Source organism: Ruegeria sp. AH3 (genome assembly GCF_056536265.1).
On record NZ_JBQFJL010000002.1, the window covers coordinates 296665 to 321010 of the forward strand.

Genomic DNA, 24346 nt, shown 5'->3' on the forward strand with positions numbered 1-24346 from the left:
GACTTGACTCAAGTTTTGCGGTGATGCTGCACATCCGATTTTCGCTGTCGTTTCGGAATGTCGAAAAGTTTGCTGCACGAGCGAGGCATAGACGTATGCCACGAAACTGTCCGATACAGGTGGAACAGATTCGGCCCGATATTTACTGTTAAGATCAGACGGAAGCGTATTCAGCGGCTGCGCGCGTGCTCCAAATGGAAGTGGCGTTTAGATGAGGTTTTTGTGAAGGTGAATGGCAAGCGGCATTCTCTTTGGCGTGCTGTTGATAACGACGGGGAGGTGCTGGAAGCCGTTGTCACTAAACGCCGAAATAAAGCTGCAACACTGAAGTTTCTCTAGAAATTAGTGAAGCGCTATAGTTTCGCCGGTGAGATTTTGACCGACCGTTTTGCATCCCAAAAAGGCTGCGCTTAGAAAATTGGGTGCACTCAAAGTAGGAAGGGCAGGTGACTCAACAACCGGGTCGAAGACTCGCACGTTCCGACGACGCGAACGCGCCATGCAGCGTTACTGGTGCATGCGAAGTTTGCAGAAACTCATCGTCGTCCACTCCTTCGTCTACAACCATATCAACCAGATAAGATCCCTCGCTAGCCGAGACACATTCAAGCTGACACACACGGCCTCTCCAGCCGAGTGGCGTCAACTCTGCCCCGGATAGGTTCACAGTTTCCACAGTAAACTGAGACTGGTTCAAACTCGTCTGACATCCCCCTTTTGATCGCTGGCAAAGGGCGACCGGTATCCCGGCATCAGAACAATATTGTCGCTACCTAGTGTCACTGTTCTGGCGGGATCCCGACCGTGTAATTTGAACTTGGACGGTGCTGTGGCGCAAAGTTCGCGTATTCCCTTCTCAATCACTCAGAGAATTCCTGCAGACTTAGCCAAGGGGCAAACCCTTCGCTCCACCCAAGGCCAGTTCGGCAAAGCCTTTTTTCGTGGATGTGACGATAATAAAACGTTGAAACTCTCAATACAAAATGGCCAAGGCTACTCGGGAACACGTCCGCCGAGTTCAACCACTTGAATTTCTGTTTCGCCATCATCGTGAACGAAACTTGCAGTCACCGGCCATCGTCGTTCAGTATCCGCAGTTTTTGCCGTCGCCATGGTCATACAAATGGGACGAAACCCATCGGCATCCGGTGGTAAGGTCTTGATCCAGCTTTCCAGGCGCGCAGCGACATTTATCGTGTCGCCGATGACATTGTAGTGCATGGATCCGCTGACACCCAGTGTGCCCCCGATCGCGTCTCCGCTGTTCAGCGCAATGCGTAGCTTGTATGCACGTTGATGTTGAAAAGTGTTGTTCAGCGATGCCACGGCGCGGTCCATGGCATAGGCGCAACGCAATCCAGCTTGCGCGTCCAATTGCCTTTGCTCTTGTGTATCACTTGGAATCGGCGCGCCAAATACGACCAGAATGCCGTCTCCGGTGTATTTCTCAACAAAGCCACCATGCGCGCGGGCGATCTCTCCCAGCCGATCCAGAATGCGCGCGATCCACGCCATGAACTCTTCAGCATCCATTGCATTCCCGGCGAGAGTCGACCCTTCGATATCCGCGAGTAGCGCGGTGACAAACAACTGGCGTGATCTGGGCTTTCCACCGGTAAGAAGATTTCTTCGCTGTTTCCAGAGCTCGGCTGCCAATTCCTCGGACAGATGCGTTGAAAACACCTGTGCGATGGCGCGTCTCTGATTGCGTGAAAAGCCCGAGATAATCCCGAAGCCCAATAGAAATCCTAAGGTCCATCCCAGCAGGGAGGGCGCAACAGGCATTAGTAACGCAAATTTTTGAAAAAAGGACAATCCGACCGTTAGCAGAATGCCGCCTGTCCCAGCCACTAAGACGGCATTGCCGGTGACTCTGACGAACACCGACGCACAAGCCCCGCAGAAGACTAAAGCAAAGATGACAATGGTAGAAATCTGGCTGCTTAGTGCACGCAATGGAGTGGCCAGACCGTTGAAGTAGTCAATCAACTGCTGGACGATGGCAGCGTGAATTTCGACACCAAACGTAAAACTCGCCCCGGTCGAGCGGTTGAGCGGTGTGGAAAAGTAATCTTTCACGGAATGGCTGGTGACACCGATAATCACGGCCTTTCCTTCAAAACGGTTTAGATCGATTTGGTCCAGAATTTCTGCGGCGGGGACACTGTGTGCAATTGGCAGTGCATTCTTGTAGGAGATGATGATTTGATAGCCGGACGTATCCACGTTGCGAAACAGATTTGCGCCTGGTGCCAAAGGTTTTGCAATCGTATCGCCAAACATCAAAAATCGCGGATTATTGGGATCGCTTTTCAATGCGGGTTGTCCGGCGTGGGTTGCGGCCAGATGCATAGGCAGTGACAGGGAAATACCATCCTGCGTATTGACCAGCAGCAGGGTGCGTCGGGCAACGCCATCAGGGTCAATTGGAATATCAGCGAACCCCGTTTGCGTGTCCGGTGGCGCAGCAATGCCTGCAGTCTCGCCATCCTGTAGTTTCGAGATCACGAAAACTCTGGGATCGCTCAGAACCTCAAGCAAAGCGTCCCGACCTTCACCTGCCGGAACGTCCCTGTAAATGTCCACACCCACCGTAGTAGCACCAGAGGCGAGCAAGGTGCTTACAATCTGCGCCAATTGGCGATCGGGAACAGGCCAACCCCATTCGCCCAAATCTCTGTCGGTGATGGCTGCCAGATAGACGTCTGTTATAGGTTCATCCACGGCAAAGGCCGATGTTGTCCAGTCGTATTGGAGAAGCTCAAGTGGTTCGAGCACGCCTTTTTGCCGGAGTTCGATCAGAGGGATGCCGACAATCAGTGTAATGACACAGACCAAAACCCAACGTTGCCAAACCGGCATAAGCGATGACGTTCTCTGCCATGCGTGCCTTTGACGCTTCAATGTCACTGACCCACGCCAGCTGAGTTCAACAATTGTTCGAGTTCAGCAGGATCCGTCACCTGAACTCGTCCGCTGAGGCCTATATCCACAAGTTCAGAAAGCGCGTCGAACCACAGACCATTTGCAGCTGGGGTGTCGGATTTAAATACTTCTGGCACACGCTCAATCAACCCTGATGATCGTTTGACTACCGCGTTGGTGTTTGGATCGAGCAACTCAAGTTGCCAAAGGTAAACCCGGTCAGTGTCCAGCAGAAGATTTGACCTGCTGAGGTCCAGACCATAATCGCCGGGTGGGAATGGACCCCCGATGTGTAACTCTGTTGCAGTCATCCCGAATGGACCCAGCTTGACGATTATATTGCCACGATGACCTTGGGTTAGCCGCCAGATCAAAGGCGGAAAGGCCTGAGTTGTTAACCCACCGTCTGTTGGGACCAGTAGCAATAGGTCAGAAGCCGCATCCGACAGTATATTCCGGGTGCCTGCGCCCATTCGATCCTTTGGCGCGCCGATCTCCGGAGGAATAAACACAATTTCCGATGACTTGCCGGTGTTTTCGTCTTTGCCGGAAGCCAGTGCAAAACCACTGAGAAACAGGTCGGCAGCCAGTAGGAAGACAAAAACAGCTATTGATACCCAATTCCACGACACAAGGCGCCCCGCGAAGAAAATTGCTAATGAATCCGCTATTTGAAGGTTTAGCGTATGCTTGAAATTACGTTGAGTCCAGATATCGGTCTGTTTCGCTTCAGCTGATCTTAAGCTCGGTGACCGGGCAACTTTGTGCTAGAATAAGGATCTGTTTGGTTCAGAGTTGAGTCAGTGCCCATGATTCCTGAAAGCAAATGGCGAAGCGGCGTCTGGTGTTTTTCGGTGGTTTGTTTGCTCTTGATCTTGCCGTTTTCGGCAGAGGCTAAGGGCGAGCGCGTCGCGCTTGTAATAGGTAACTCCGCCTATCAATACGTCCCGGACCTACGCAATCCGGCCAATGATGCCAAGGACATATCCAGAGCGTTACAGCGCATTGGGTTTGAAGTTACACAGCATCAAAACCTGAGTTACACAGATATGCGCATTGCATTGCGTGATTTTGCCGAAGTCGCAGCCGATGCAGAAGTGGCGCTTGTGTATTTCGCAGGACATGGAATCGAAATCGAGAACACAAACTATCTGATACCCGTTAATGCTACACTGAAAAGTGACCGGGATGTAGAATTCGAAGCCATTCGTTTGGACGCTATCGTGAATGCCATTGCTGGCTCATCCGCTCTAAATATCGTGATTGTTGACGCATGCCGAAACAACCCATTTTTAGCCCAGATGAAAAGGGCTTCGAGCACTCGTTCAATCGGGCGGGGACTGGCCGCGGTTGAACCAGGAGGTGTCGTGGTCGGATACGCGGCCCGAGGTGGGACTCTGGCGCAGGATGGCGACGGCCGGAACAGCCCTTACGCGCAGGCGTTTCTGGAACATGTTGAAGAACCGGGTTTGGAACTTGGTAAACTGTTCCGCAAGGTGCGCGATCGCGTGTTCGCGCTGACCGACGGGTATCAGGAGCCATTTGTCTATGGCTCCCTACCGGGCGAGGACATTTTTTTGGTTCCAAAGGTAGAACAGGCTGCATTGCCCGCGCTGGGCCTTCAAGAGGCTGACATACCAGTCGTACAGCCACAGGAAACTCGGGAAAACGCGCTGGCAGCGGCTATGAAAGTGAACACGGTTAGGGGGTGGGATTTGGTTGCCAGGTCTTATCGCACAGCAACGTTATCCGAGCCCGAAATGCTGAAACGGATGGCCCAGATCACACCTGCCTGGAGCAGAAAGAGCGGACGGTTCGATGAGGTAGAAGCCGCGCTCTTGCCGGGTCCTGCCCGAAAAACGGAAGTACAAAAAAGTCTTAACAACGCAGGCTTCGAGGTCGGCGCGCCCGATGGTGTTTTTGGGCCTCGAACCCGATCAGGCATCAAGGCACTTCAGGCCAATTTCGGGTTAGAACAAACCGGATATGTCGATCTTGCCGTCCTTTCCAGCCTGGGGATCAGGCCGCAGGCGGACGCGGGCGCGAGCTTTATCAGTAATCCCTTTGCTGTTCGCCAGAATGTATCCGAGTTGGAAGTGTTAGGCGAATCCGAAGAAGTCACGAAAATTCTTGGCTGTTTAGGCCTGCGCAAAAGCGTCTACGGCGCGTTTCGCGGTAACCTATACGTTGCGCTGGTTTATTCAGGCAGCGTGCAGAGTGCGCGCAGCGAGGCGCAAAAATGTGGCCTGGATTTGGCCGCAATCACATCGGCTGCGGAGAATGCGTTCATCGTCCGGATGATTTCAAGTGACCCGGCTTTCTTTGAAGTGGGATACGATAGCAAAACGAAAATCAGTTATAAGGCCGGACCCTATTTCGGATTCAGAAAGGACCCCAAAGAAGACAGTGCCATCATCGGATGGCGGTGGTTCAGCGGTGAGCCAGTGAGCTATACTAACTGGTTGCCATCCAAGCCAAACAAAACCCACGGCAAAGGTGGCAAATCATTTGCCCAATTTCAGTACGAAGCGCGCGGACGGCGCGATCTTAGCGACGTGACGCCGACAAAATGGTTCGATGGCTCTGGATCTAATGCGCGTTCCGTGGTTTTGGAAGGTTCTTTGAAATAACGAGTTTTTGCCCAAAGAGTTTCAGCGAAACTGTTTGTTTTTCTACTGAGATTACGCCGGTAACCGGATCAGCATTTTCGTTTCAATAAGGATTTGAGGTAAAGTTTACCAGCCTCAATTTGCTCCGGTTGGGGCGATTTGTTTAACAGTTCTTTTCAATATCCGTTCAAGATTCTCTTAACTCCATTAGGCTTTGCGATTTGATTTGCGGTTTCGCACGTTGCGCACGCGGACATCAAACGGGTTGAGAATTCACACCTGCCACTCCGACGACGAGAACGAGCGATGTTGCGTTTCAGACAGATGCGAAGTTTGTAGAAATTCGCCGCAGTTCACTCTTTCGTCTATAACCACTTCAACTAGGAAAGATCTCTCACCCACAGAGGTACTTTCAAGCTGAAACGGTCCGCCGCTTCAGCAGAGTGGCGTGATCCTTTTGACGTGAAAAGGGCAGCGCAATTGGCACACTTGAGACTGGTTCGAATTTGTCTGACAGCACCTTTGGCAAAGTGATGAACTCGTCGCTTTTCTTTTGTTCCGCCAGAACCCCTAGTTTCGCAAACGGCTGCTTTTTGGGGAGCGGCGTTGCAGAATTCGGCTTCACTTTGACGATGGGGTTGGGCAAAAAAAATTGTGCCAAATCAACATTCTTTGGGCAACCCGCATATCTTTTCCTACCGGTTTGTCGATAGGTGCCGGAGTGTTCAATTTCCTCTAGAAGGCTTGCGGAAAGGTCTTGCTTCTCCGCCCTTGCCTTTTTTGCTTTTTGAACGCGGCGCGTTTGAGACTTTGTTACCGGTCTTGGGAGGCGCCTTTCGTGCTCTCAGAGATTTGGATGTGTCGGAGGCGTTCTTGTCTTGTTTTTGCCGCTTCTTATCCTTCGCGGCGGGCTGTGGTTTTGCCTTTGCTCGCTCGCTTTTCGGTTGCGCCTGCAGACCCTTGTCCTGCTTTGACTTGTCTTCGTTTGCTCGTTCATTCGATGTGCTTGCAGCGGATTTTCCTCTACCCTTTAGGCGCTTGAACGCATTCTGGGCATCTTGGTCGGAAAGCTCGGAGCCGCGCGCAGCTTTCGTCGGATTGCCTGAACGAGGTCCTCGTTTTTTGGCTGTGTCGTTTGATGAATAAGGTGCCGCGGGCGGCCCCTTAGGTGAGGCATCGAAATCTGGTGTGCCCGCCAGCTCAGTCAGCGTCGCACCTTGTTCTATGGAGAGCTCGGCCCCCAACTCTTGTTTCAATGCGGGCACTGCATCATTGGCAATCTCGACAAAGGTCTCTTGGTATTGAACGCGGATTGCGCCGATCGCATCTTTGGACAAACCCGTATTGCGGCACAGCATTGGCAACAACCAACGCGGCTCTGCACGCTGCTTGCGCCCCAAAGAAAGTGAGAACCAAGTGCTTGGCCCAAACGCCGCGCGCTTGTCAGTGTTGCGTTTTTCGGATTCCGGCGTCGCGCTGAGTATCTCAGGTGCGGAGTGGCGCTCTCGGTAGAGTCGCAAATAGGCTGCCGCGACCTGCTCTGGAGTCCTTCCGCTGAGCAGCCGCTCTGCAAAAGCTGTTTCCTCGGCACTTGGCGGCTCATCCAAGGCGGGATTGGAGATTATGCGTTCCTCTTCCCGTGCGAGCACCTCATCCGCAGAGGGCGGGGCGCCCCATTCGGCTTCCAACTTGGCTGTCTTCAGCAAGCGCTGCGCCTTCGCGCGTTGCCGACCCGGCACGATCAGGATGGACGATCCCTTGCGCCCGGCGCGGCCTGTGCGTCCAGAGCGGTGCAGCAAGGTTTCCGCATTAGAAGGGAGATCTGCATGGATCACCAACTCCAGCCCCGGAAGATCAATACCGCGGGCGGCCACGTCCGTCGCAACGCAAACTTGCGCGCGCCTGTCACGCAGGGCTTGCAGTGCATTGGTGCGCTCTGTCTGGCTGAGCTCCCCTGACAATGAGACGACAGCAAATCCCCGGTTGGAGAATTTCGCGGTCAGCCGGGCAACCATGGATCGGGTGTTGGCGAACACAATCGCAGTCTGTACGTCGTGATAGCACAGCAAATTGATGATCGCTTTTTCGATGTCCGATGGCGCCACGTTCAAGGCGCTATAGGTGATGTCCGAATGCTGTGCTTCTGAATTTCCAACCTTGATCCGCTGTGCATCTTCCTTCTGGTAGGTCTGGGCGAGCTTGGCAATGCCGCGCGGAACGGTGGCCGAGAACATCAAGGTGCGCCGGTTCTGAGGTGTTTGATCAAGGATGTATTCAAGGTCTTCAGCGAAGCCCATGTCCAGCATTTCGTCGGCTTCGTCGAGGACGACGGTCCGTAGATCGCTCAGATCGATCACCCCGCGTGTGATATGATCGCGTAGCCGTCCAGGGGTGGCGACCACGACATGTGCACCGCGCTCGAGCGCCCTGCGTTCAGTGCGCGCATCCATACCACCTACTGCCGACGCAGTGACTATCCCGGCCTCAGCAAACAGCCAGTCGAACTCTCGCCGAACCTGCAAGGCCAATTCGCGCGTGGGTGCGATGACCACGGCCAATGGCGCCGCTGCTCGGTCAAATCGACCGTGCTTATCGAGAAGCTCTTCCGCCATAGCCAGCCCGAAGCCCACGGTTTTACCCGAACCGGTTTGCGCAGAGACAAGCAGATCTTTTCCTACCAACGCTTCGTCTGACACGGCCTCTTGTACAGGCGTCAAGTGTCTATAGCCTTTTTGAGACAGCGCTTCGGATAGGGTTTTAGGGAGGGCAGAGAAATCTTGCATGGGTCACCAAATGCGGGGAAAGACTTGGCGATAGTGGTATTTGGTTCAGATGTATAGCCCGTAATGTGCGCCCGAAAGAGAATGTATCAACCACAGGAAACTGGCTTTCGCGACCGCCCAACCAATGGTTGCTGCGTTTTAACCTTGTGAATTAGGTCGGCGGTTGTGTCGCAAACATTGGACATTGGTTGACCTAATCACGTGTCTTGGTTCTTTTGCTTTGAAATCAATTGCGAGCAGGTTTCAGTGTGGTCTCTTTGAAAGGCTGCCACTTCCCCAAGGAAGTGGTTTCGTATGCTGTGTTCTTCTATTTGCGCTACACAGTTTCCTATCGCGATCTTGAAGAAATCATGGCTGAACGCGGCGTGCGCCTAGGTCATGCCACATTGAACAGGTGGGTTGCCAAATATTCGCTGCTGATCGCAGCGCGGGCGTAATCGAAAAAGCGACCAACGCTGAGTTCTTGGCGCATGGACGAGACCCACCTGCGTGTTCGCCACATTTGTGGGTTAGATCTTTCACATTCGCGTCCGCAACTCTGGACGGCATTGAGGTTGCCAACATGATCCGAAAGCAGCAATTCCCCAATATTACGACGTCTGGAATTCGGCTTTTTGCCGAAATCGGAGGATAGGAGTGTGTAGCAAATTGCTAGTGCTGGTCGTTCCAAAAGCTTGCGACACATCTGGCAGGTTTGGGCAGGGCGTGCGAAATTGATCACACCCGCCTCGATGGTCGAGCGGCGCGCTCCGTCCCGATCGCGTATAAGGGCGCGCTTTTCATGGTGCAGAACACGCTAGTATCGCCACCCATCGTGAACTCGGTCGTCGCCCCACGCCCCTGCACGCGGATTTCCGACAGGCCTTTGCCACCAGATCCATCAACAGGGTGCAGTCGATCTGCACCTGGTCACCTGAAACATCCGCTCCGGCCCGCTGCCAGCGGTCCAGCGCGACGGGATCGTGACAATCAATCCCGACCGCCCTTTTACACGCGGCACGACACCCCTCCGTCGACGGTGATTTCGGTACCAGTGATATAGGATGCGTCATCGCTGGCCAGAAAGACGGCGGCATTGGCCACGTCCCAAGGGGTGCCCACGCGACCCAGCGGGATGCGCGCGGTGCGTTGTTTGTCCAGCGCGTCCCAGTCGATTGTCGACGGGTCATCCGTGTTCTGTTCGGTGATGTTACGCGCCATCGGCGTGTCGATGAAGCCGGGCAGGATTGCGTTGGCGCGCACCCCATGCGGGGCCATTTCCGCCGCCAGATTGCGGGTGAAGGAAATGATTGAGCCCTTGGTGGCGTTGTACCCGATGTAAGGCGTGCCCAGATACCGCAGCCCGGCGATCGAGGAGATATTGGTCACCACCCCGGCCCCGCGCTCAACGAAATGCAGCAGTACATGTTTGGTGGGCAGGAAGACCGCTTTCATGTTCACATGAACCAGCAGGTCCCAATCCTCGACCGTGCTATCCATCGCGCCGCCGGTTTTTAGGATACCCACGTTGTTTTGCAGAATGTCGATCTGACCGAATTCGGACAGGCATTGAGCAATGGCGGCCTTTACCTGATCTTCCCGCGTCACGTCTGCCGTCAGGGCAATGGCCCGTCCGCCGTCCTGCCGGATCAGGTCACAGGTTTCCTCGGCGGCGTTCTCATCCAGATCCAGCGCAGCGATGGCGGCCCCCTCCTGTGCCAGCCGGATGGCCGTAGCCTTGCCATTGCCCATGCCGCGCTTCATCGAGCCCGCACCCGTCACCAAGGCGACTTTCCCTGTCAGTCGCGCCATGTGTTACCCCTCGTTCGATTGCAAAAAGGCACTCATGCCGCCGTCGATGGCCAGCAATTGCCCGTTGATGTAGGATGCCGCCTCGGACATCAGGAACGCGACCGGGGCCGCGATTTCTGCAGGCTCGGCCCATCGTGCCGCCGGGGTCCGGTTTTCAATCCGGCGCACGAAATCCTGATCGCTCAGGATTTTGTGGTTCATCTCGGTCAGGACATAGCCCGGTGCAATGGCGTTGACGCAGATGCCATCCGCCCCGAAATCCGCCGCCAGAGACCGCGTCAGCCCAGCGATGGCCGCCTTGGACGAGGCATAGTTGCCGATTCCGGGCCGCGGGTGCGTGGCCGCGATCGAGGACACCGAGACGATCCGACCCCGCTGCGGCCCCGGATTGGCCTTCATCACCTGAGCTGCCTCACGCGCCAGTACGAAAGGCGCAAAGACATGCAAGTCATAGATGGACCGGTAGTCGTCGATAGTCTGGTCCAGCACATGCCCGTGATTGGTGATGCCAGCATTGTTGATCAGGCCCCAGATCGAACCGATGCCCTGCACCCAATCGGTGCAGGTGTCGAAATCAGTCAGGTCGAAGGCGGCTGTTTGCACAGTTGCTCCATCCGCGCGCAAGCTGTCCGCCGTGGCCTCGACAGCCTCAGCGTTGATGTCTTGCAGGCACAGCTGTGCGCCCTGCGCAGCGCAGGCCTGCGCCATGGCCGCGCCTAATCCGCGCGCAGCCCCGGTGATCAGAATGGATTTGCCTGCCAGCGAAAAATCTAGACCGGTCATGAAGCGAGCGCTGCATTATCGGCCTCAAGCGCGGCATTGACCGCAGGCATCACCTGATCGCAGAACAGCTCCAGCGAGCGCAGGGTGTTGGCAAACGGCATCGAGGCGATCTGCATGAAGACGCTCAGATGGGTGATGCCGAATTCTCGCGCCTCGGCCACGATGCGTTGCGTGACCTCTTCGACATCGCCGATGATGGCGCGTTGCAGAACTGTGTCGATGTCGGGCTCATTGTCGAAGGGCACGATCTTGAGGTCCGCGCCGTCCATCAGCGGTTCGGGGCGGCGCATGTTGTTGGACATGCGCGCATGGATCAGAACCTGCACGGCCGCGGCGCGGGCATCGTCCTTGTCATTGGCGACGTAGACATAGCGCTGTACCGCAAACGGGAAATCATCGCCCATCAAGCCGTTCTCGGTCCGCGTTTCCTTGTACAGCCGCCGAGCGGTGCCCACGATTGCGTTTGGCCCGATGGCCGGGGTGGTCAGCGTTTCAGCCCCGTAGTCGATCATCTTCTGGCGCATTTCGGGCGCGTTGCCGACTGCGAGGGTGCGGATGCGATCTTGAACCGGCGCGATGGACAGCGCCGCGTTGCTGATCTGAATGTGGTCGCCCTGATAGTCGATCACGCCGCTATAGACGCCCTGTTCGATGCAGTCCCAAATCTCCAGCCCGCGCATCAGACGGTCATTGATCTCAAACCCGAACTTCTTGAATTCGCGCGGCTGATATCCGGTGCCCAGACCCAGTACGAGACGGCCTTCTGTCAACTGATCGGTCAGGCAGATATCCTCGACCAGACGCAGGGGCTCATAGAAAGGCATCACCACAACCGCAGGACCTACCTTGATCCGCTTGGTTTGCGCGGCCATGTGCGAAGCCATCATCAGCGGCGAGGGCGAGATGCAATAGTTCGATAAGTGATGTTCGGCGAACCACGCCACGCCAAAGCCTGCGTCATCAACCATTTTCGTCATGCTGCGCATCTGGTTAAACACATCTGAATGTGAAGACCCGTCAACAGGCTTGGTCATCAAGTTGAACAACGAAAATTCCATGTCCTTCGGGCTCCGGTCTGGCTGCTACATGTATTCCGCGCAGTTTGACGAAACGTTGACAAAGCACCAAATGGTGAATCCTTTATCAGCGACAAAGAATTTCTTATGGGCTTTGTGCCTCTTGCCTCAACCAGGTCAGAAAGGTCTGAACGCGGGGCTGTTCGACGCGGCGTTCGGGACAGATAAAATAGTAGGAAAACGGCCCCTCGACGGGCTCGAACGGCAATTGGACCAAAGCACCTGAGGCCAGCAGATGTCGGGCAATTACATCGCGCACTACACCGATGCCCTGACTGTAGAGAATGGCGTTCACTGTGGCGCTGCTGTCGCCGAAATAGACCCCGTGTTCGAACGCCGCCGGATCTCCGCCATTTATTTCAATCACAGCACGCCATTCATTGTAATTGGTGTCGTGCAGAAAGGGCCGGTCTGCCAGCGCGCCGATATCTGAAATGTCGCCCAACATCGCGGCAGTTTGCGCTGAGGCGACGAGCATGTGCTGTTCACCGAAAAGATACTCTTCATAACCATCCGTGTATCCGCCCGAACCCCAGCGAATGGCGACATCCGCATCCTCTTGCCCAAAGCCTGTCTTTGCCACGGTCGACAACGTCAGCAAGTCGACCGAAGGATTGGCCGCCACAAACCGATGCGCCCGCGAAGCAAACCATGTCGAGGCAAAGGACGGTAGCAAGCTGACCGTCAGCGTCGTCCGCCCGGCATCAGGGGCCAGATTCTGCACACATTCGCCCAGTGTGTTGAGGATCTCAGCCACGTCTTCGGCGAATTGTTCACCTTTTTCAGTCAACAGGATCATGTTGTTGCGACGACGGAAGAGTTTGACGCCCAAACGATGCTCTAACAGTTTGACCTGCTGGCTGACCGCCGGTTGTGTCAGGTTCAGTTCCGCAGCGGCCAGCGTGAAACTATGCAACCGCGCGGCCGCTTCAAAGGCGATCAGGGTCTGTAATGGTGGCAGCGAACGCCGCATACGATTGCTGTCAAAGCCAACCGGTTCAAGTTTCGACAATGCATCGGGCCGAAGATGATCCAGTTTGTTTCGAAGGGCACGTCGCATCGCAGACCTGCATAAGTTTTTGTTGGGCAGAGCTTAAGCAATTCGTTCTTGTGATCAAGGCGGTCGCCCTCGCACAAAGGTATGAGCCAGACGGAGGCGACGTGCTAGACACCACCGAAATCACATCCGCGATGCGCAAAGCGGTGATGCCCGTTACGATTGTCACCACCAATGGCGAACACGGCACCGCCATCAGCGCGGTCTGTTCTTTGATGGCGGCTCCGCCCGCGTTGCAGATCTGCATTAACAAGAAAAGCCGTATTCTGAGCAGGCTGCAGAACACGGAGCTTACGCTGAATCTCTCGTTGATTGTCCGTCATGAAAACCTCCTCCTTCCCAAAACTGGGATTTTATCGGAAGCCTCCCGAGGGTCTGTATATGTCTTCAGATCTTAAACCGCCGATCTGTGTTTGTGCAATCCTTGTAGTCAATGCCATAGCGATGACCCAACCGGATACAACAGCCGCTGCTGTTCCCAACCAGACCCCGATTTCATTGAATCCCAAAGGGCCAATAAACACCCAGACAAAGAATGCCACTCCGAACCCCTGGCGATACAGGCTGATCCAGACTGTCCAGATCGGTTTCTTAAAGGCCTGCAGCAGCGAGTTGATCGAAAACAACATCATGTAGAAGGGCAAAATCAGGCTATCGACGCGTAAGTAGCTGACGCCGACACGGATCACTTCGGGGTCCGTTGTGAAAAGTCGCATAAGCAAGGGTCCGCCAAACCAGAGGATCGGGATCGCGATCAGTGACATGATGAAGCCGATGCGCCAGCAGTAGAATAGCGCGGCGCGTACTCTCTGATTATCACGTGCCCCAAAATTCTGAGACGCGATTGGCAGTAGAGCGCCTGTCACGCCCAGAATGGGCAGCAGCAAAACTTGTTCCAGACGAATTGCGATCGCGTACCCCGCGATGGCATGTTCGCCAAACAGTTTTAGCGCGAACTGCATGACGAAGGCCGACAGCAGCATGACCATGAAGGAAAGAGCAGTGGGTAGAACCTGTAAAGAGATTTCGGCAAACCGTTTCATGCGGGGAATGAAATAGGCGACACGCAATCGTTTCATCCGTCGCCTCCGGAGCACTTGCCGGATCAGAAAGATCATCACACCGGTCTGACTGATTACGGTGGATAAAGCCAAACCATCAAAGCCGATACCTGGGATCACACCCGGGATCCCGTAGATCAGAAGCGGGTTCAGAATAATGTTTGCCAGAAAAGCCACAATGAGTGCCCGCTGCATGGAAACAGCATCACCATGGGCCTGAAGGATACCGTTACAGCCATGGGCCAGCAGGAACCCCGGCATTGCTAGAAGCAGCCAATAGAAATAGCGTAGCCCCGCGTCACGGTATACGCCGGGTTCAGAAACCAGCTTGATCAGCAAGGGCCCAAACCACAATCCGGCCAGGGCAAGCAGGCAGGATGCAACAAATCCGTATGACATCCCTTGCGCTGCCAGTCGTCGCGCCGTTCTGTTGTCGCCTGCGCCCAAGGCATTGCCGACCAGAGCACTCATGGCGGCACCCAGTCCAACGCCCACCGAGATTGAGATGAAAAAGGCCTGAAACCCTAGCGCGAGCCCTGCTTGCGCGCTGGTGGACAGGAGCCCTGCAAAAAAGATGTCGACAATATTGTATAGCGTACTGAACAACATTCCGACCGCGCCTGGAACGGCCAGGGTCCGAAAGTGACTTGGAATGGACCCTTTGGTCAGTTCAAGATCGATTGCCTCCGCCATGTCATCAGGGCTTCACGGGCGCTCGGCTTGAACGGTCAGAAAGACAAACTTGCGGGTCAGAACATCTTCGAACCCATGGTTGAGCTCAGCGTCAACGCTGATCGAGTCACCGGCCGAGAGCGTAAAGCGGGCCTCGCCATATCGGTAGACGGCTTCGCCCTCGATGGCTTGCACAAAGACCACGCCATGACCCACATAAGTGGGGGGTGGGCCACCTTCGCGCAGCAGCGTGACGCGGCGCGCCTGAAAGCGCAGGTCTTTTCGTGAATGCAGTGCCAGATTGACATATTCGTGGCTGTGCCCCGCCGAGATGCGGGTCGATTTCAGTCCTTCACCGTGGCGTACAAGGGTGTAGTCAGTGTGGTCGGTCCGCGCCTCACGGAACAACGACACAATCGGGACTTCAAGCGCTTCTGCTAATGCAGCTAATGTGTCAATCGACGGGGAAACCAATCCGTTTTCGATGCGGCTGACCATGGCGGCGGAAATACCAGATTGTTCAGCAAGTCGACGCGCGGATTGTTTGCGGCTTTGACGCAGTTCCTTCAGCGAAGCACCAATGGCGCGGTCGATCTGTCTGCCCGGAGGGTCTCCTTGCATGATCCGTCCTTTCACTCGCTGCTGTAATACCCCACAACATCGCCTTTAGTCGTGACGCCAAGGCCATTTAACAATCGGTTGGCGTAGTTGAAATAACCAACGATCTGGTTGATTTCGAGAATTTCTCCATCCGACCATCCGGATTCCCTAAGGGCAGTGACATCTGATTCGATCATCGTTCCCGGTGAGATTGTCAGCTTCTCGGCATATCTAAGTGCTTCAAGATGGGCGCCTTCGAACGCCTCTTGCGGGCGTTGGGCTTTCAGTGCGGCTTCGATCTTGTCAGCGCGCGCGTCGTCGCCGATCAGGTGGCGCGCATTGGCCCAATGATTGGCGTAGGAATACGGGCAAGTGTTGAGTGTGGAGACGTAAGAGCTGATGACTTCCTGAAACCACATCGGAACGGTGTTGACCTGATCGTGAAGGCAGGCCCGATACAAAATCACGTGTCCTTTCATGGTGTTAGGTCGCAGAGAATGGACGCGCATGACATTGTCCACCGTTCCATGTGGCGTACGCGCCAGGTCCAGAGTGGTCCGCAGCTGCGCGTCGGCATCTTCGTCAGATATCATCCTGATCCATGCGGACATCCACAGTTCCTCCTTTGGTCACGAGCACAAATTTCAGGCAGTGTAATCCTTCGCTCTGACTTTTTTATTGACGAGTATTGCATATTAAGCAACCATATTAATTACAGTGCAACAACTTTGAGGAGTCTCTGGCTTTGGCCGACCGCTCCACGCAATCGCAGCGGCCGTCCTATACCGGCTGAATTGTGATGGTCGACCAGGCTGCGCAGCCGGGCGTGGTGCGCCCGTGATAACTTCAAACAACCGACCTTGGCGTCCCGAACCCAGACAGGCACGACATGAACCAAGCCACTCCGATGATCGAAGTGACCAATCTGGACAAGTTTTATGGCACTTTCCACGCGCTGAAAGATATTGATCTGACGGTGCATCAGGGCGAGAAGGTTGTGATTTGCGGTCCGTCCGGTTCCGGCAAGTCGACGTTGATCCGCTGCTTCAATGGTTTGGAATGGCACAATTCCGGTCGCCTCGTGATTGACGGGATCGAGGTCTATGACGGCGCCAAGGAAATTCGCGAACTGCGTCAGGAAGTCGGAATGGTGTTCCAGCAGTTCAACCTGTTTCCGCACCTGACCGTTCTTGAAAACCTTACGATTGGTCCGATGAAAGTGCGCAAAATCTCGAAGGCTCAGGCCGAAGAGACCGCGCGCAATTACTTAGAGCGTGTGCACATCCCGGAACAAGCGGACAAATACCCTGCGCAGCTTTCGGGCGGGCAACAGCAACGCGTGGCCATTGCACGATCCTTGTGTATGGAAACCCGGATCATGCTGTTTGATGAGCCGACCTCGGCGCTTGATCCCGAGATGATCAACGAGGTTCTGGATGTAATGGTCGAACTGGCCGACACCGGCATGACCATGGTCGTCGTCACACATGAGATGGGTTTCGCCCGTAAAGTCGCGGACACGATGGTTTTTATGGAGGCAGGGCGGATCGTCGAGGTCTCGCCACCTGAGCAGTTCTTTACCAATCCTTCCAGTGAGCGGTGCCGCCTGTTCCTGGATCAGATTCTGGCCCACTGAGCATGAGCGACCTGGGCATATCCGGACCAAAGGGTCAGCCGCTGCCAAGGCCGCCTATCCTGAAGCGTTTTTTCGACTCGGTTCTGATTTCGATTGCGATCTACGCCATCATTGTCGGGTTGATCTCATACGGTGCGTATGTTGGTGCGCAAAGCATGGGGTATAACTGGCAATGGTACCGCGTGCCGCAATTCCTGTATCGCAATACCGAGGTCGGGTTTGAATGGGGCGAAATTCCAATCGGGTTGGTTGCTACAATCAAACTGTCGGTGATATCGTTCCTGCTGGCGACAGCGATTGGTCTTCTCATAGCATTGCTGCGATTGTCAGGTCTTGTAATCGGATCAGCTGTCGCGGTGGGGTTTCTGGAACTGATCCGCAACATCCCATTGTTGGTTCTGCTATACCTTTTCTACTATGTGCTTGGCCCGATCTTTGGATTTGACCGCTACACCGCCAGTATTCTGACATTGGCGGTGTTCCACTCGGCTTTGATTTCCGAAATCTTTCGGGCAGGGATCAATGCGATCCCAACCGGTCAATGGGAAGCTGCGAAATCCATCGGGATGAGCCCCTATCAGACCTATCGCTATATCATCCTGCCGCAATCAGTGCGCTTTATGCTACCGCCCATGACCGGCGAGGTCGTTCATCTGATCAAATCCTCGGCGATTGTCAGCGTGATTGCGGTGGCCGAACTGACCACGTTTGGCCGCAACATCATTTCCGATACCTACATGAGTTTCGAAATCTGGTTCACCATCGCTCTGGTTTATCTGGTGGTGACCCTGATCCTGTCGATCGGCGTGAGCCATCTAGAGAAGAAATATGCCGTCGACCAATAAAACTGAGAACTATGTCGGACAACAAGGAGAACCAAGATGAAGCTTTCTCGCAGAATGTTGGGGGCCGCTCTCGGCGCGGTCGTGGCAACAAGTGTCGCCACATCGGGTTGGGCGCAAAGCGCGACCCAGGGCCTGTCCAGCGAAAGTGTAATTGAAACCATCAAACAAGACGGCGTGATCCGCATCGGATTGTCGTTGTTCGTGCCGTGGTCCATGCGAGACAAGAACGGTGACCTGATAGGGTTTGAACTGGATGTCGGGCGCAAACTGGCCGAAGACATGGGGGTTGAGGTCGAATTCGTGCCTACGGCTTGGGATGGCATCATCCCCGCGCTGGTGTCGGGCAACTTCGATGTGATCATCTCGGGCATGTCGGTGACGGCGCAGCGGAACCTGACGGTGAATTTCACCGACCCTTATGCGTTTTCCGGTCTGGCCATTCTGGCCAACAAGGAAATGACGGCTGGCATGACCCGAGAGGACCTGAACTCTCCGGACGTGACATTTGCCGCACGTCGCGGGGCCACGCCAGCTGTTGTTATCGCCGAGAATTTCCCCGAGGCTAATCTGCTGCTGTTTGATGAGGACGGCGCATCGACCCAAGAGGTTCTCAATGGCAATGCCCATGCAACCATGGCATCGCAGCCCACGCCAAACCGCGAGGCGGGCCGTAATCCTGACACTCTGGTCGTTTTGGAGGGCGATTTGTTCGACCCGCGCGGCGAAGCCTTTGCTATGCGAAAGGGCGACCCGGATGCGATAAACTTTTTCAACAACTGGATCGCGCAGAACTGGCGCTCTGGCTGGTTGGAAGAACGTCACAATTACTGGTTCGCCACCGAAGAGTGGGCCGATCAGGTTGCGCAATAACTGAACGAACCGGGGGCGGCACCGTCGTCCCCGACCCAGACGCGGAGCGGCCCAGGTGCAAGACTTCCTGAAAAAACTCAGATGGCCCGATTATCTGATTGTCGCGATTCTGATCGCGTTTTTCGGGTATATCTGGCTGTCGATCGAAGGCACGCTGAATTACAAATGGCGGTGGGAACTGATCCCCGGCTATATCGTCGGCTGGCATTCGGGGCGCGAGGAATACTTTGCCAACCTGCTGTTGCAGGGCCTTGTGGCAACGATCCGCATCAGCATCTATTCCGGCATTCTGGCCCTGATCCTGGGCACCATTCTGGGCGTTGCGCGCTGTTCGGGCAATCTGACGATCCGCATGCTGGCCCGCACCTATCTTGAATTTCTGCGCAACGTACCGCCGGTCGTTGTGGTCTTTATCTTCTTCTTCTTCCTGTCCCAACAGCTGATCGACGCGCTGAACCTAGATCGCTGGGCCCGCAGCATTGCGCGGCAAGAGGACAATCAGGTTTGGGAATTCTTCTTTGGCGACATGCGCCGCTTTCCCTCTCTGGTCTCGGGCGTCATCGTTCTGGCCCTGTTCGAAAGTGCCTTTGTCGGCGAAATCGTCCGTGCTGGTATCCAGTCGATTCCCAAAGGCCAGCGCGAGGCGGCCCGGTCCATCGGCATGAGCCGGTTTCAGGAACTGCGCTATGTGGTCCTGCCGCAGGCGATGAAAAAAGTGGTGCCGCCGCTCGCAAACCAGTTTATTTCACTGATCAAAGACAGCTCGATCCTGTCTCTGATTTCGGTACAGGAACTGACCTATAAAACGGTTGAGCTTGTGGCTTCGTCCCGCATGATATTCGAGGCGTGGATCACGACAGCGGCCTTCTACTTTGTGGTCTGCTTTGGCCTCAGTCGATTGTTCGCACGCCTCGAAAAACGCTCAGACAGGCGTTAGCCGATCAAGGGCGAGACCGGTTCAGACTCTGATCTGCACCATGCCGTTCTCAACCCGAGTTTCGAATACCTTCATAACTCTTGTCGCTGGTGCTGAAACCGGGCGCCCATCCCGCACGTCGAACGCACCCTGATGCAAGGGGCATTCGATGATATGCCCATCAAAATAGCCATCGCACAGATCCGCGCCGCCATGATTGCAGAGTGCTAGTGAGGCAAATATCCCGCTAGATGTGTCATAGACTGCGATCAGACGCCTGCCGACTTCCACCCGTGTGACCCAGTTCTTTTCCAGCCGATCCACCTCGATCACATCCTTCCACGGTTTTTCATCAGCCATGGATCACGCCTCTGCCTTGTGCTGGATCTGGCGCAGAATCTCGCGGTGAGCGGCCAGATACCCTCCGGGCTCGACGTATATGTGGTCTTTCAGCTTTTCATGCAGGCGCGGCAACGCGTGAAACGGAACCGAGGCCACATAGTGATGCTCGGCATGGTAATTCATGTTCCAGCACAGAAAGGCCCAGGGTGCCGAGACCAGATTGGTACGCGTGTTTTCCGACATCTGCGCCACGGTTGGGCGTCCTACATGTTCCGTCATGCGGATAAAGCGCATCACCGGCTCGCCCAGAAACAGCGGTATGATCCAGTACCAGATCAGACCCCACCAACCGGTAATAGCCATACCCAAAAAGATCGCCGCATAGATGGTAAGCATTCGGCGGGCATCGCGATAAACCGCCTGATGTTCGACCTTTGGAATAAACCGCAATTCCGTCTCGCTGAGATTTCCCAAAGCATGGCGAAACAGTTCGGTGAACTTACCGCGCCAATAGGGCAGGGCGGACAGATACAGCAGGTACTGGCCAATGGTTTGGGGTAACGGGATAAGTTCGGGGTCTTCCCCGGTCAACTGCGTATAGGTGTGGTGGTCGCAATGCTCGTAGCGGAAGAACCGATGCGGTAGAATGATGATCAGACCGCAGATTTGACCGACCAGATCGTTCAGCCAGCGCGTGCGAAAGACGGTATAATGCACACATTCATGCTGCAATGAGAAATGGTGAACCAGAACAATGCCCTGCAGGAACATCGCAGGCCAGATCAGCCAGCTGTTCCAGGCCAATGTGACGAGGGTGGTTGTGAAGGTCAGCACAGCGATCCAAAGCGCCAGGTGGCGTAGGCCGGGCCCGTTTGATCTTTGCATGAATCCCTTCAACTCTTCGCGCGTCAATTTACCTTCGGCCAAAGCCTGAGTCAGAGGCGTTACGATTGCTTGTGACATGAGAATTCCACAATATTTGCCGGAGCGGGGGCTGCGCCCTCATCGCGTAATCCGGCACCGGAGACGGGAGTGCTCCGCACCATAGCGCCCATTCTGACGGGTGCTATTGTTAGCAGGCTAACGTGCCAGGGTGCGTTCAATCAAGACAGAAAGCTTAGCTCGCATTTCGCAGTCCGATATCTATGTCCGGGCTGACAAACAACCCGGCGGCGCAGGGGTAACGCTCCAGTATCTCGGATCCACCGGGCAAACGGTCGGCATGGAAAATCCCGTTTTCCCAGTAGGTCACGCCGTCTACCACAATGGTCGGGTCGAATACGTTCCAACTAATCTCGCCTGGAGCGTAGGCTCCGCAGGTGTGGAAATGCAGGATGCGCGGATTGCCAAAGGCGGCGCCACCCCAACGCTCGTAATTATCGCGCATGTCCCAGGGATAGCCGCAGCCCGGGTGAATACCCGCGTGCCACGAATGCACGAAGTTGCGGTCAATGCCGAACTGCTCGGCAACCCGGTCATAATGCGCTTCGGCTTGGGCGGCATCTGCAGGATGGCCCTCGAATCCGATCAAGCGACCGTTGTTGAAGTTGGCAAAAATCGGTTGGTCAAACTCGACGGTATAGTCGTCATAGTATTTCGACCCCGTCCCGGTCAGGAACGTCAATGCCACGCGACCTGAGAAGCTGTGCGCCGGAACCGGCGTGAAGACCGACATTGGAAACCGCAGGATCGAGGTGTCGCCGGATGGGTCCAGGTTCATCTCTGGCCGACCTCGTACATCCGTGCCCAAGGGACAGGTAAAGCGCACGTCCTCTGCGGTGTTCAGCACTGCATTTATTCCGGCTTTGAGTTCCATGAACGCATCGTGATGCCCGTTCGAGAACCCCGACCCGAACAGCTCTCGGCTGAGGGCGAAGCTGACGATGACCTTCTTACCTTGCGGCATGTCTGAGAATCTCAGCTGATCCCCCAGCCGCGCCAGAAACAGGATGATGTCGGCATCTTCGAACCGGGACAGCAACTCGGGCGACAGGTGTGGATTGCCGGGATTGAATCCCACATCCACGGCGTCGACGGAAAGACCCATGGATCGGGCAACGCCTGAGACGATAGCTACGCTATCGGCATCGAAATATCCGAACTCGGGCGGTTCATAGGCGATCAACAGCCGTTCCCCGGCCACTGCATGGGCACAGTTTGACAAGAGATTGCGCGCTCCGCGCTCGGGTGTGATGTCCGACATTGGCGTTTCCTGCGGGTTCGGGTGGGCATAAAGTAAGCTGCGGAAGGACGCCCAATCCATTTGAATGTGATAATGGTTGGCATTAGGGTGGCTAATATGATCCTGAACCTGCCTTACTCCGCGCTGCGCGCCTTCGAGGCGGTGGTCCGGCACTCGGGGTTTTCTACCGCCGCAGCGGAACTGGGCGTTAGCCAGAGTGCCGTCAGCCAGCATGTCCGTTCACTAGAAGAGTGGCTGGGCCGGGACTTGTTGGTGCGCGGTGCGCGTCAGTCGCGCCCAACACGCGAGGGCGAGCAACTTGCGCTTGCAATCTCAGAAGGGTTGGGGCGCATTTCAGACGTGTGCACGCAGCTTCGGGACAAGACGCGGACCGATCGGACGATCGTTATTTCTTGCTTGCCTGGCTTTGCGTTCAACTGGCTATTCCCGCGGCTCTTGCGCTTTGACATGGCGCACCCTGACCTGTCGATTTCGATCGCGACGGATACAGGACAATATCCGTTTTCCGGGGCAGATGCGGATGTCGGTATTCGTTATGGGTTGGGCGAGTATCCCGGCTTTGAGGTGGATTTGTTGATGGGCGAACGGTTGTTTCCGGTTTGCGCGCCCGGCTTGCGCCCCGATTTGCACAGGATCGAGGATTTGGCGCGGCACACCATGCTGATAGATGAGAATCTGCATCACGGGGCAGCCAGCCCGACTTGGGAGTTCTGGGCGCGGCAGTGCGGCCTGACATTGCCGAACGCGATGCGAACCCGTCGGCTGGGGCAATCGAACATGGTTGTTCAGGCCGCAATCGAAGGCTTGGGTGTGGCTTTGGGGCGAGAGCCGCTGGTCATTGATATGTTGGCGGATGGTCGCTTGATCCGCCCCTTCGCCGAGATGACGCAATCCCCGCTGTCCTATTGGTTGGTGCGATCACAGGAAGCCAAAGATAGTGAGAAGGTAGCCGAATTCCTGAACTGGATTCATGCCGAGGTCGAGGCGCAACCGGAGATCCCCGATCCAGCCACCGCTTTAAATTAGCCAGGCTTATACAAGATATTACCTTTCCGGCATGGCACAGGGGGCCTCTACCGCCCATACTGTTATAAGCCATCTGACCAAATGGAGAGCCTATCGATGTTTCTGAGAAACTGCTGGTACGTCGCCGCCTGGAGCAAGGATATCGGACGCGAATTGAAGGCCGAGACGTTTCTTGGTGAAAACATTGTGTTCTACCGCCAGCAGGACGGCACCCCGGTCGCGCTGGAGGATGCCTGCCCGCACCGCAAACTGCCGCTGTCCAAAGGCAATCTGATCGGCGATGTGGTGGAATGCGGTTACCATGGTCTGAAATTCGATTGCTCGGGAAAATGCACTGACAGTCCGACCCAGCGCGGCATGACCCCGCGCCGGGCAGTCGTTAAATCTTATCCTGTGTTGGATCGTTACCGCTTCTTGTGGATCTGGATGGGAGATCCGGAATTGGCCGATCCCGACAAAATATTTCCGATTGAAAATTTTGATGATCCAAGCTGGGGTAAGACCGACGGTGGCGTGATGGATATCGACTGCCATTACCTTTGGGTCTGTGACAATCTGCTTGACCCCAGCCATGTGGCCTGGGTTCATGTGTCGTCCTTTGCAGGGGCTGGTACAGACGAAGAGCCACTGAATGTCGAAAGAACGGATCGTGGTGTGATCGTCTCACGCTGGATCGAGAACAAGCCGCCCTCGCCGTACTATGCCAAGCTGGTGGCATTCGAAGGGGATTGCGACAGGTTACAGCATTACGAAATGTGTATGCCTGCGATTGGTTTGAACAAATCCATCTATACGCCCGTCGGGACCGGAGGGTATGATAAGCAAGCGGTTGCCGAGACGTTCATCAACATCTCTTACAATTTCATGACTCCGATTGATGAGGACCGAACACGGTATTTCTGGTTCCAGCATCGCAATTCAGATCCTGAGAATGCTGAGGTTTCCAAATTCATGAATGACGGCGCGCGAATGGCGTTTCTTGAGGACAAGGAGGTTCTGGAGAGGGTGCACCTGGGCATGAAACACGCCAAAACGCCTCATATAGACTTGGGGTTGGACGCAGGTGCAAAACTGTTCCGCAAAACACTGGATCGAGCGATCGAAGCCGAAGCTAACCCGATTGAACTCACGGTTCAGGCATGAAGCGCGAG

At 55.3% G+C, this 24346-nt stretch carries 24 protein-coding genes and 3 pseudogenes; 11 read left to right on the forward strand and 16 right to left on the reverse strand.

Features of this window, described 5'->3' with window-relative positions:
* Positions 1-20 precede the first annotated feature (20 nt).
* Positions 21-661 (forward strand): annotated as a pseudogene (locus ACR3EM_RS18930) (IS6 family transposase).
* Between the two features lie 32 nt (positions 662-693).
* On the opposite strand, the gene ACR3EM_RS18935 reads toward ACR3EM_RS18930, so the two are convergent.
* From ACR3EM_RS18935 to ACR3EM_RS18945, 3 genes are all read right to left on the reverse strand, one after another.
* On the reverse strand, positions 694-864 hold the full coding sequence (locus ACR3EM_RS18935) for a trimethylamine methyltransferase family protein (RefSeq protein WP_480472188.1): 171 nt from the start codon (positions 862-864) through the stop codon (positions 694-696).
* Between the two features lie 129 nt (positions 865-993).
* Positions 994-2862 (reverse strand): CHASE2 domain-containing protein, encoded by a 1869-nt coding sequence (locus tag ACR3EM_RS18940; protein ID WP_480472189.1) that lies wholly within the window; start codon positions 2860-2862, stop codon positions 994-996.
* Positions 2863-2906: 44 nt separating this feature from the next.
* The gene (locus ACR3EM_RS18945; RefSeq protein WP_480472190.1) at positions 2907-3557 is read right to left on the reverse strand and encodes a DUF928 domain-containing protein; all 651 of its coding nucleotides are present in this window, start codon (positions 3555-3557) and stop codon (positions 2907-2909) included.
* 177 nt (positions 3558-3734) lie between these two features.
* Between ACR3EM_RS18945 and ACR3EM_RS18950 the strand changes: the two genes are divergently transcribed.
* Together ACR3EM_RS18950 and ACR3EM_RS18955 are read left to right on the forward strand one after the other, a co-directional pair.
* Positions 3735-5555, forward strand: coding sequence for a caspase family protein (locus tag ACR3EM_RS18950; RefSeq protein WP_480472191.1), 1821 nt, complete (start codon positions 3735-3737; stop codon positions 5553-5555).
* 240 nt (positions 5556-5795) lie between these two features.
* Positions 5796-5984: pseudogene (locus tag ACR3EM_RS18955) on the forward strand (IS6 family transposase); the annotation flags it as partial.
* Here ACR3EM_RS18955 and ACR3EM_RS18960 read toward each other — a convergent pair.
* A complete protein-coding gene (locus ACR3EM_RS18960; protein WP_480472192.1) occupies positions 5947-6180 on the reverse strand; it encodes a hypothetical protein in 234 nt (77 codons plus the stop codon). The pseudogene ACR3EM_RS18955 and the gene ACR3EM_RS18960 sit on opposite strands and share 38 nt — an antisense overlap.
* A 79-nt stretch (positions 6181-6259) precedes the next feature.
* Positions 6260-8317: a DEAD/DEAH box helicase gene (locus ACR3EM_RS18965; RefSeq protein WP_480472193.1), complete on the reverse strand. Its 2058-nt coding sequence runs from the start codon at positions 8315-8317 to the stop codon at positions 6260-6262.
* Positions 8318-8565: 248 nt separating this feature from the next.
* On the opposite strand from ACR3EM_RS18965, the pseudogene ACR3EM_RS18970 reads away from it, so the two are divergent.
* A pseudogene (locus ACR3EM_RS18970) lies at positions 8566-8814 on the forward strand (IS6 family transposase); the annotation flags it as partial.
* Between the two features lie 282 nt (positions 8815-9096).
* On the opposite strand, the gene ACR3EM_RS18975 reads toward ACR3EM_RS18970, so the two are convergent.
* The 5 genes from ACR3EM_RS18975 to ACR3EM_RS18995 form a co-directional block, all read right to left on the reverse strand.
* Positions 9097-9393: a trimethylamine methyltransferase family protein gene (locus ACR3EM_RS18975; RefSeq protein WP_480472194.1), complete on the reverse strand. Its 297-nt coding sequence runs from the start codon at positions 9391-9393 to the stop codon at positions 9097-9099.
* Positions 9305-10108: an SDR family NAD(P)-dependent oxidoreductase gene (locus tag ACR3EM_RS18980; protein ID WP_480472195.1), complete on the reverse strand. Its 804-nt coding sequence runs from the start codon at positions 10106-10108 to the stop codon at positions 9305-9307. The genes ACR3EM_RS18975 and ACR3EM_RS18980 overlap by 89 nt, the downstream gene beginning before the upstream one ends.
* A gap of 3 nt (positions 10109-10111) precedes the next feature.
* On the reverse strand, positions 10112-10891 hold the full coding sequence (locus ACR3EM_RS18985) for an SDR family NAD(P)-dependent oxidoreductase (RefSeq protein ID WP_480472196.1): 780 nt from the start codon (positions 10889-10891) through the stop codon (positions 10112-10114).
* A complete protein-coding gene (locus ACR3EM_RS18990; protein ID WP_480472197.1) occupies positions 10888-11949 on the reverse strand; it encodes an LLM class flavin-dependent oxidoreductase in 1062 nt (353 codons plus the stop codon). Before ACR3EM_RS18990 ends, ACR3EM_RS18985 begins: the two co-directional genes overlap by 4 nt.
* Positions 11950-12052: 103 nt before the next feature.
* On the reverse strand, positions 12053-13027 hold the full coding sequence (locus ACR3EM_RS18995) for a LysR substrate-binding domain-containing protein (RefSeq protein WP_480472198.1): 975 nt from the start codon (positions 13025-13027) through the stop codon (positions 12053-12055).
* A gap of 146 nt (positions 13028-13173) precedes the next feature.
* Between ACR3EM_RS18995 and ACR3EM_RS19000 the strand changes: the two genes are divergently transcribed.
* The gene (locus ACR3EM_RS19000) at positions 13174-13422 is read left to right on the forward strand and encodes a flavin reductase family protein (protein ID WP_480472904.1); all 249 of its coding nucleotides are present in this window, start codon (positions 13174-13176) and stop codon (positions 13420-13422) included.
* Here the strand turns inward: ACR3EM_RS19000 and ACR3EM_RS19005 are convergent.
* The 3 genes from ACR3EM_RS19005 to ACR3EM_RS19015 are packed head-to-tail and all read right to left on the reverse strand — an operon-like array spanning position 13378 to position 15968.
* Complete coding sequence (locus tag ACR3EM_RS19005; RefSeq protein WP_480472199.1) at positions 13378-14778, reverse strand: MATE family efflux transporter; 1401 nt, start codon at positions 14776-14778, stop codon at positions 13378-13380. The two genes, ACR3EM_RS19000 and ACR3EM_RS19005, sit on opposite strands and share 45 nt — an antisense overlap.
* A 12-nt stretch (positions 14779-14790) precedes the next feature.
* Positions 14791-15378, reverse strand: a complete 588-nt coding sequence (locus tag ACR3EM_RS19010; RefSeq protein ID WP_480472200.1) for a helix-turn-helix domain-containing protein — start codon at positions 15376-15378, stop codon at positions 14791-14793.
* An 11-nt stretch (positions 15379-15389) separates the two neighbouring features.
* Positions 15390-15968, reverse strand: a complete 579-nt coding sequence (locus ACR3EM_RS19015; RefSeq protein ID WP_480472201.1) for a carboxymuconolactone decarboxylase family protein — start codon at positions 15966-15968, stop codon at positions 15390-15392.
* A gap of 278 nt (positions 15969-16246) precedes the next feature.
* On the opposite strand from ACR3EM_RS19015, the gene ACR3EM_RS19020 reads away from it, so the two are divergent.
* From ACR3EM_RS19020 to ACR3EM_RS19035, 4 genes are read left to right on the forward strand one after another with little or no spacing between them, the layout of a single operon-like run.
* Positions 16247-16993: an amino acid ABC transporter ATP-binding protein gene (locus tag ACR3EM_RS19020; RefSeq protein WP_480472202.1), complete on the forward strand. Its 747-nt coding sequence runs from the start codon at positions 16247-16249 to the stop codon at positions 16991-16993.
* A 2-nt stretch (positions 16994-16995) separates the two neighbouring features.
* A complete protein-coding gene (locus tag ACR3EM_RS19025; protein WP_480472203.1) occupies positions 16996-17838 on the forward strand; it encodes an amino acid ABC transporter permease in 843 nt (280 codons plus the stop codon).
* A gap of 36 nt (positions 17839-17874) precedes the next feature.
* Positions 17875-18708 (forward strand): transporter substrate-binding domain-containing protein, encoded by an 834-nt coding sequence (locus tag ACR3EM_RS19030; RefSeq protein WP_480472204.1) that lies wholly within the window; start codon positions 17875-17877, stop codon positions 18706-18708.
* Positions 18709-18763: 55 nt separating this feature from the next.
* Complete coding sequence (locus ACR3EM_RS19035) at positions 18764-19645, forward strand: amino acid ABC transporter permease (protein ID WP_480472205.1); 882 nt, start codon at positions 18764-18766, stop codon at positions 19643-19645.
* A gap of 21 nt (positions 19646-19666) precedes the next feature.
* Here the strand turns inward: ACR3EM_RS19035 and ACR3EM_RS19040 are convergent, their stop codons facing one another.
* The 3 genes from ACR3EM_RS19040 to ACR3EM_RS19050 form a co-directional block, all read right to left on the reverse strand.
* Entirely contained in the window at positions 19667-19984 is a 318-nt protein-coding gene (locus ACR3EM_RS19040) for a non-heme iron oxygenase ferredoxin subunit (protein WP_480472206.1), read from the reverse strand.
* Positions 19985-19987: 3 nt separating this feature from the next.
* Complete coding sequence (locus ACR3EM_RS19045; protein WP_480472207.1) at positions 19988-20929, reverse strand: fatty acid desaturase family protein; 942 nt, start codon at positions 20927-20929, stop codon at positions 19988-19990.
* Between the two features lie 154 nt (positions 20930-21083).
* Positions 21084-22169, reverse strand: a complete 1086-nt coding sequence (locus tag ACR3EM_RS19050; protein ID WP_480472208.1) for a hypothetical protein — start codon at positions 22167-22169, stop codon at positions 21084-21086.
* A 96-nt stretch (positions 22170-22265) separates the two neighbouring features.
* Between ACR3EM_RS19050 and ACR3EM_RS19055 the strand changes: the two genes are divergently transcribed.
* A complete protein-coding gene (locus ACR3EM_RS19055) occupies positions 22266-23195 on the forward strand; it encodes a LysR substrate-binding domain-containing protein (protein ID WP_480472209.1) in 930 nt (309 codons plus the stop codon).
* 96 nt (positions 23196-23291) lie between these two features.
* Complete coding sequence (locus tag ACR3EM_RS19060) at positions 23292-24338, forward strand: aromatic ring-hydroxylating dioxygenase subunit alpha (protein WP_480472210.1); 1047 nt, start codon at positions 23292-23294, stop codon at positions 24336-24338.
* Positions 24339-24346: the final 8 nt, after the last annotated feature.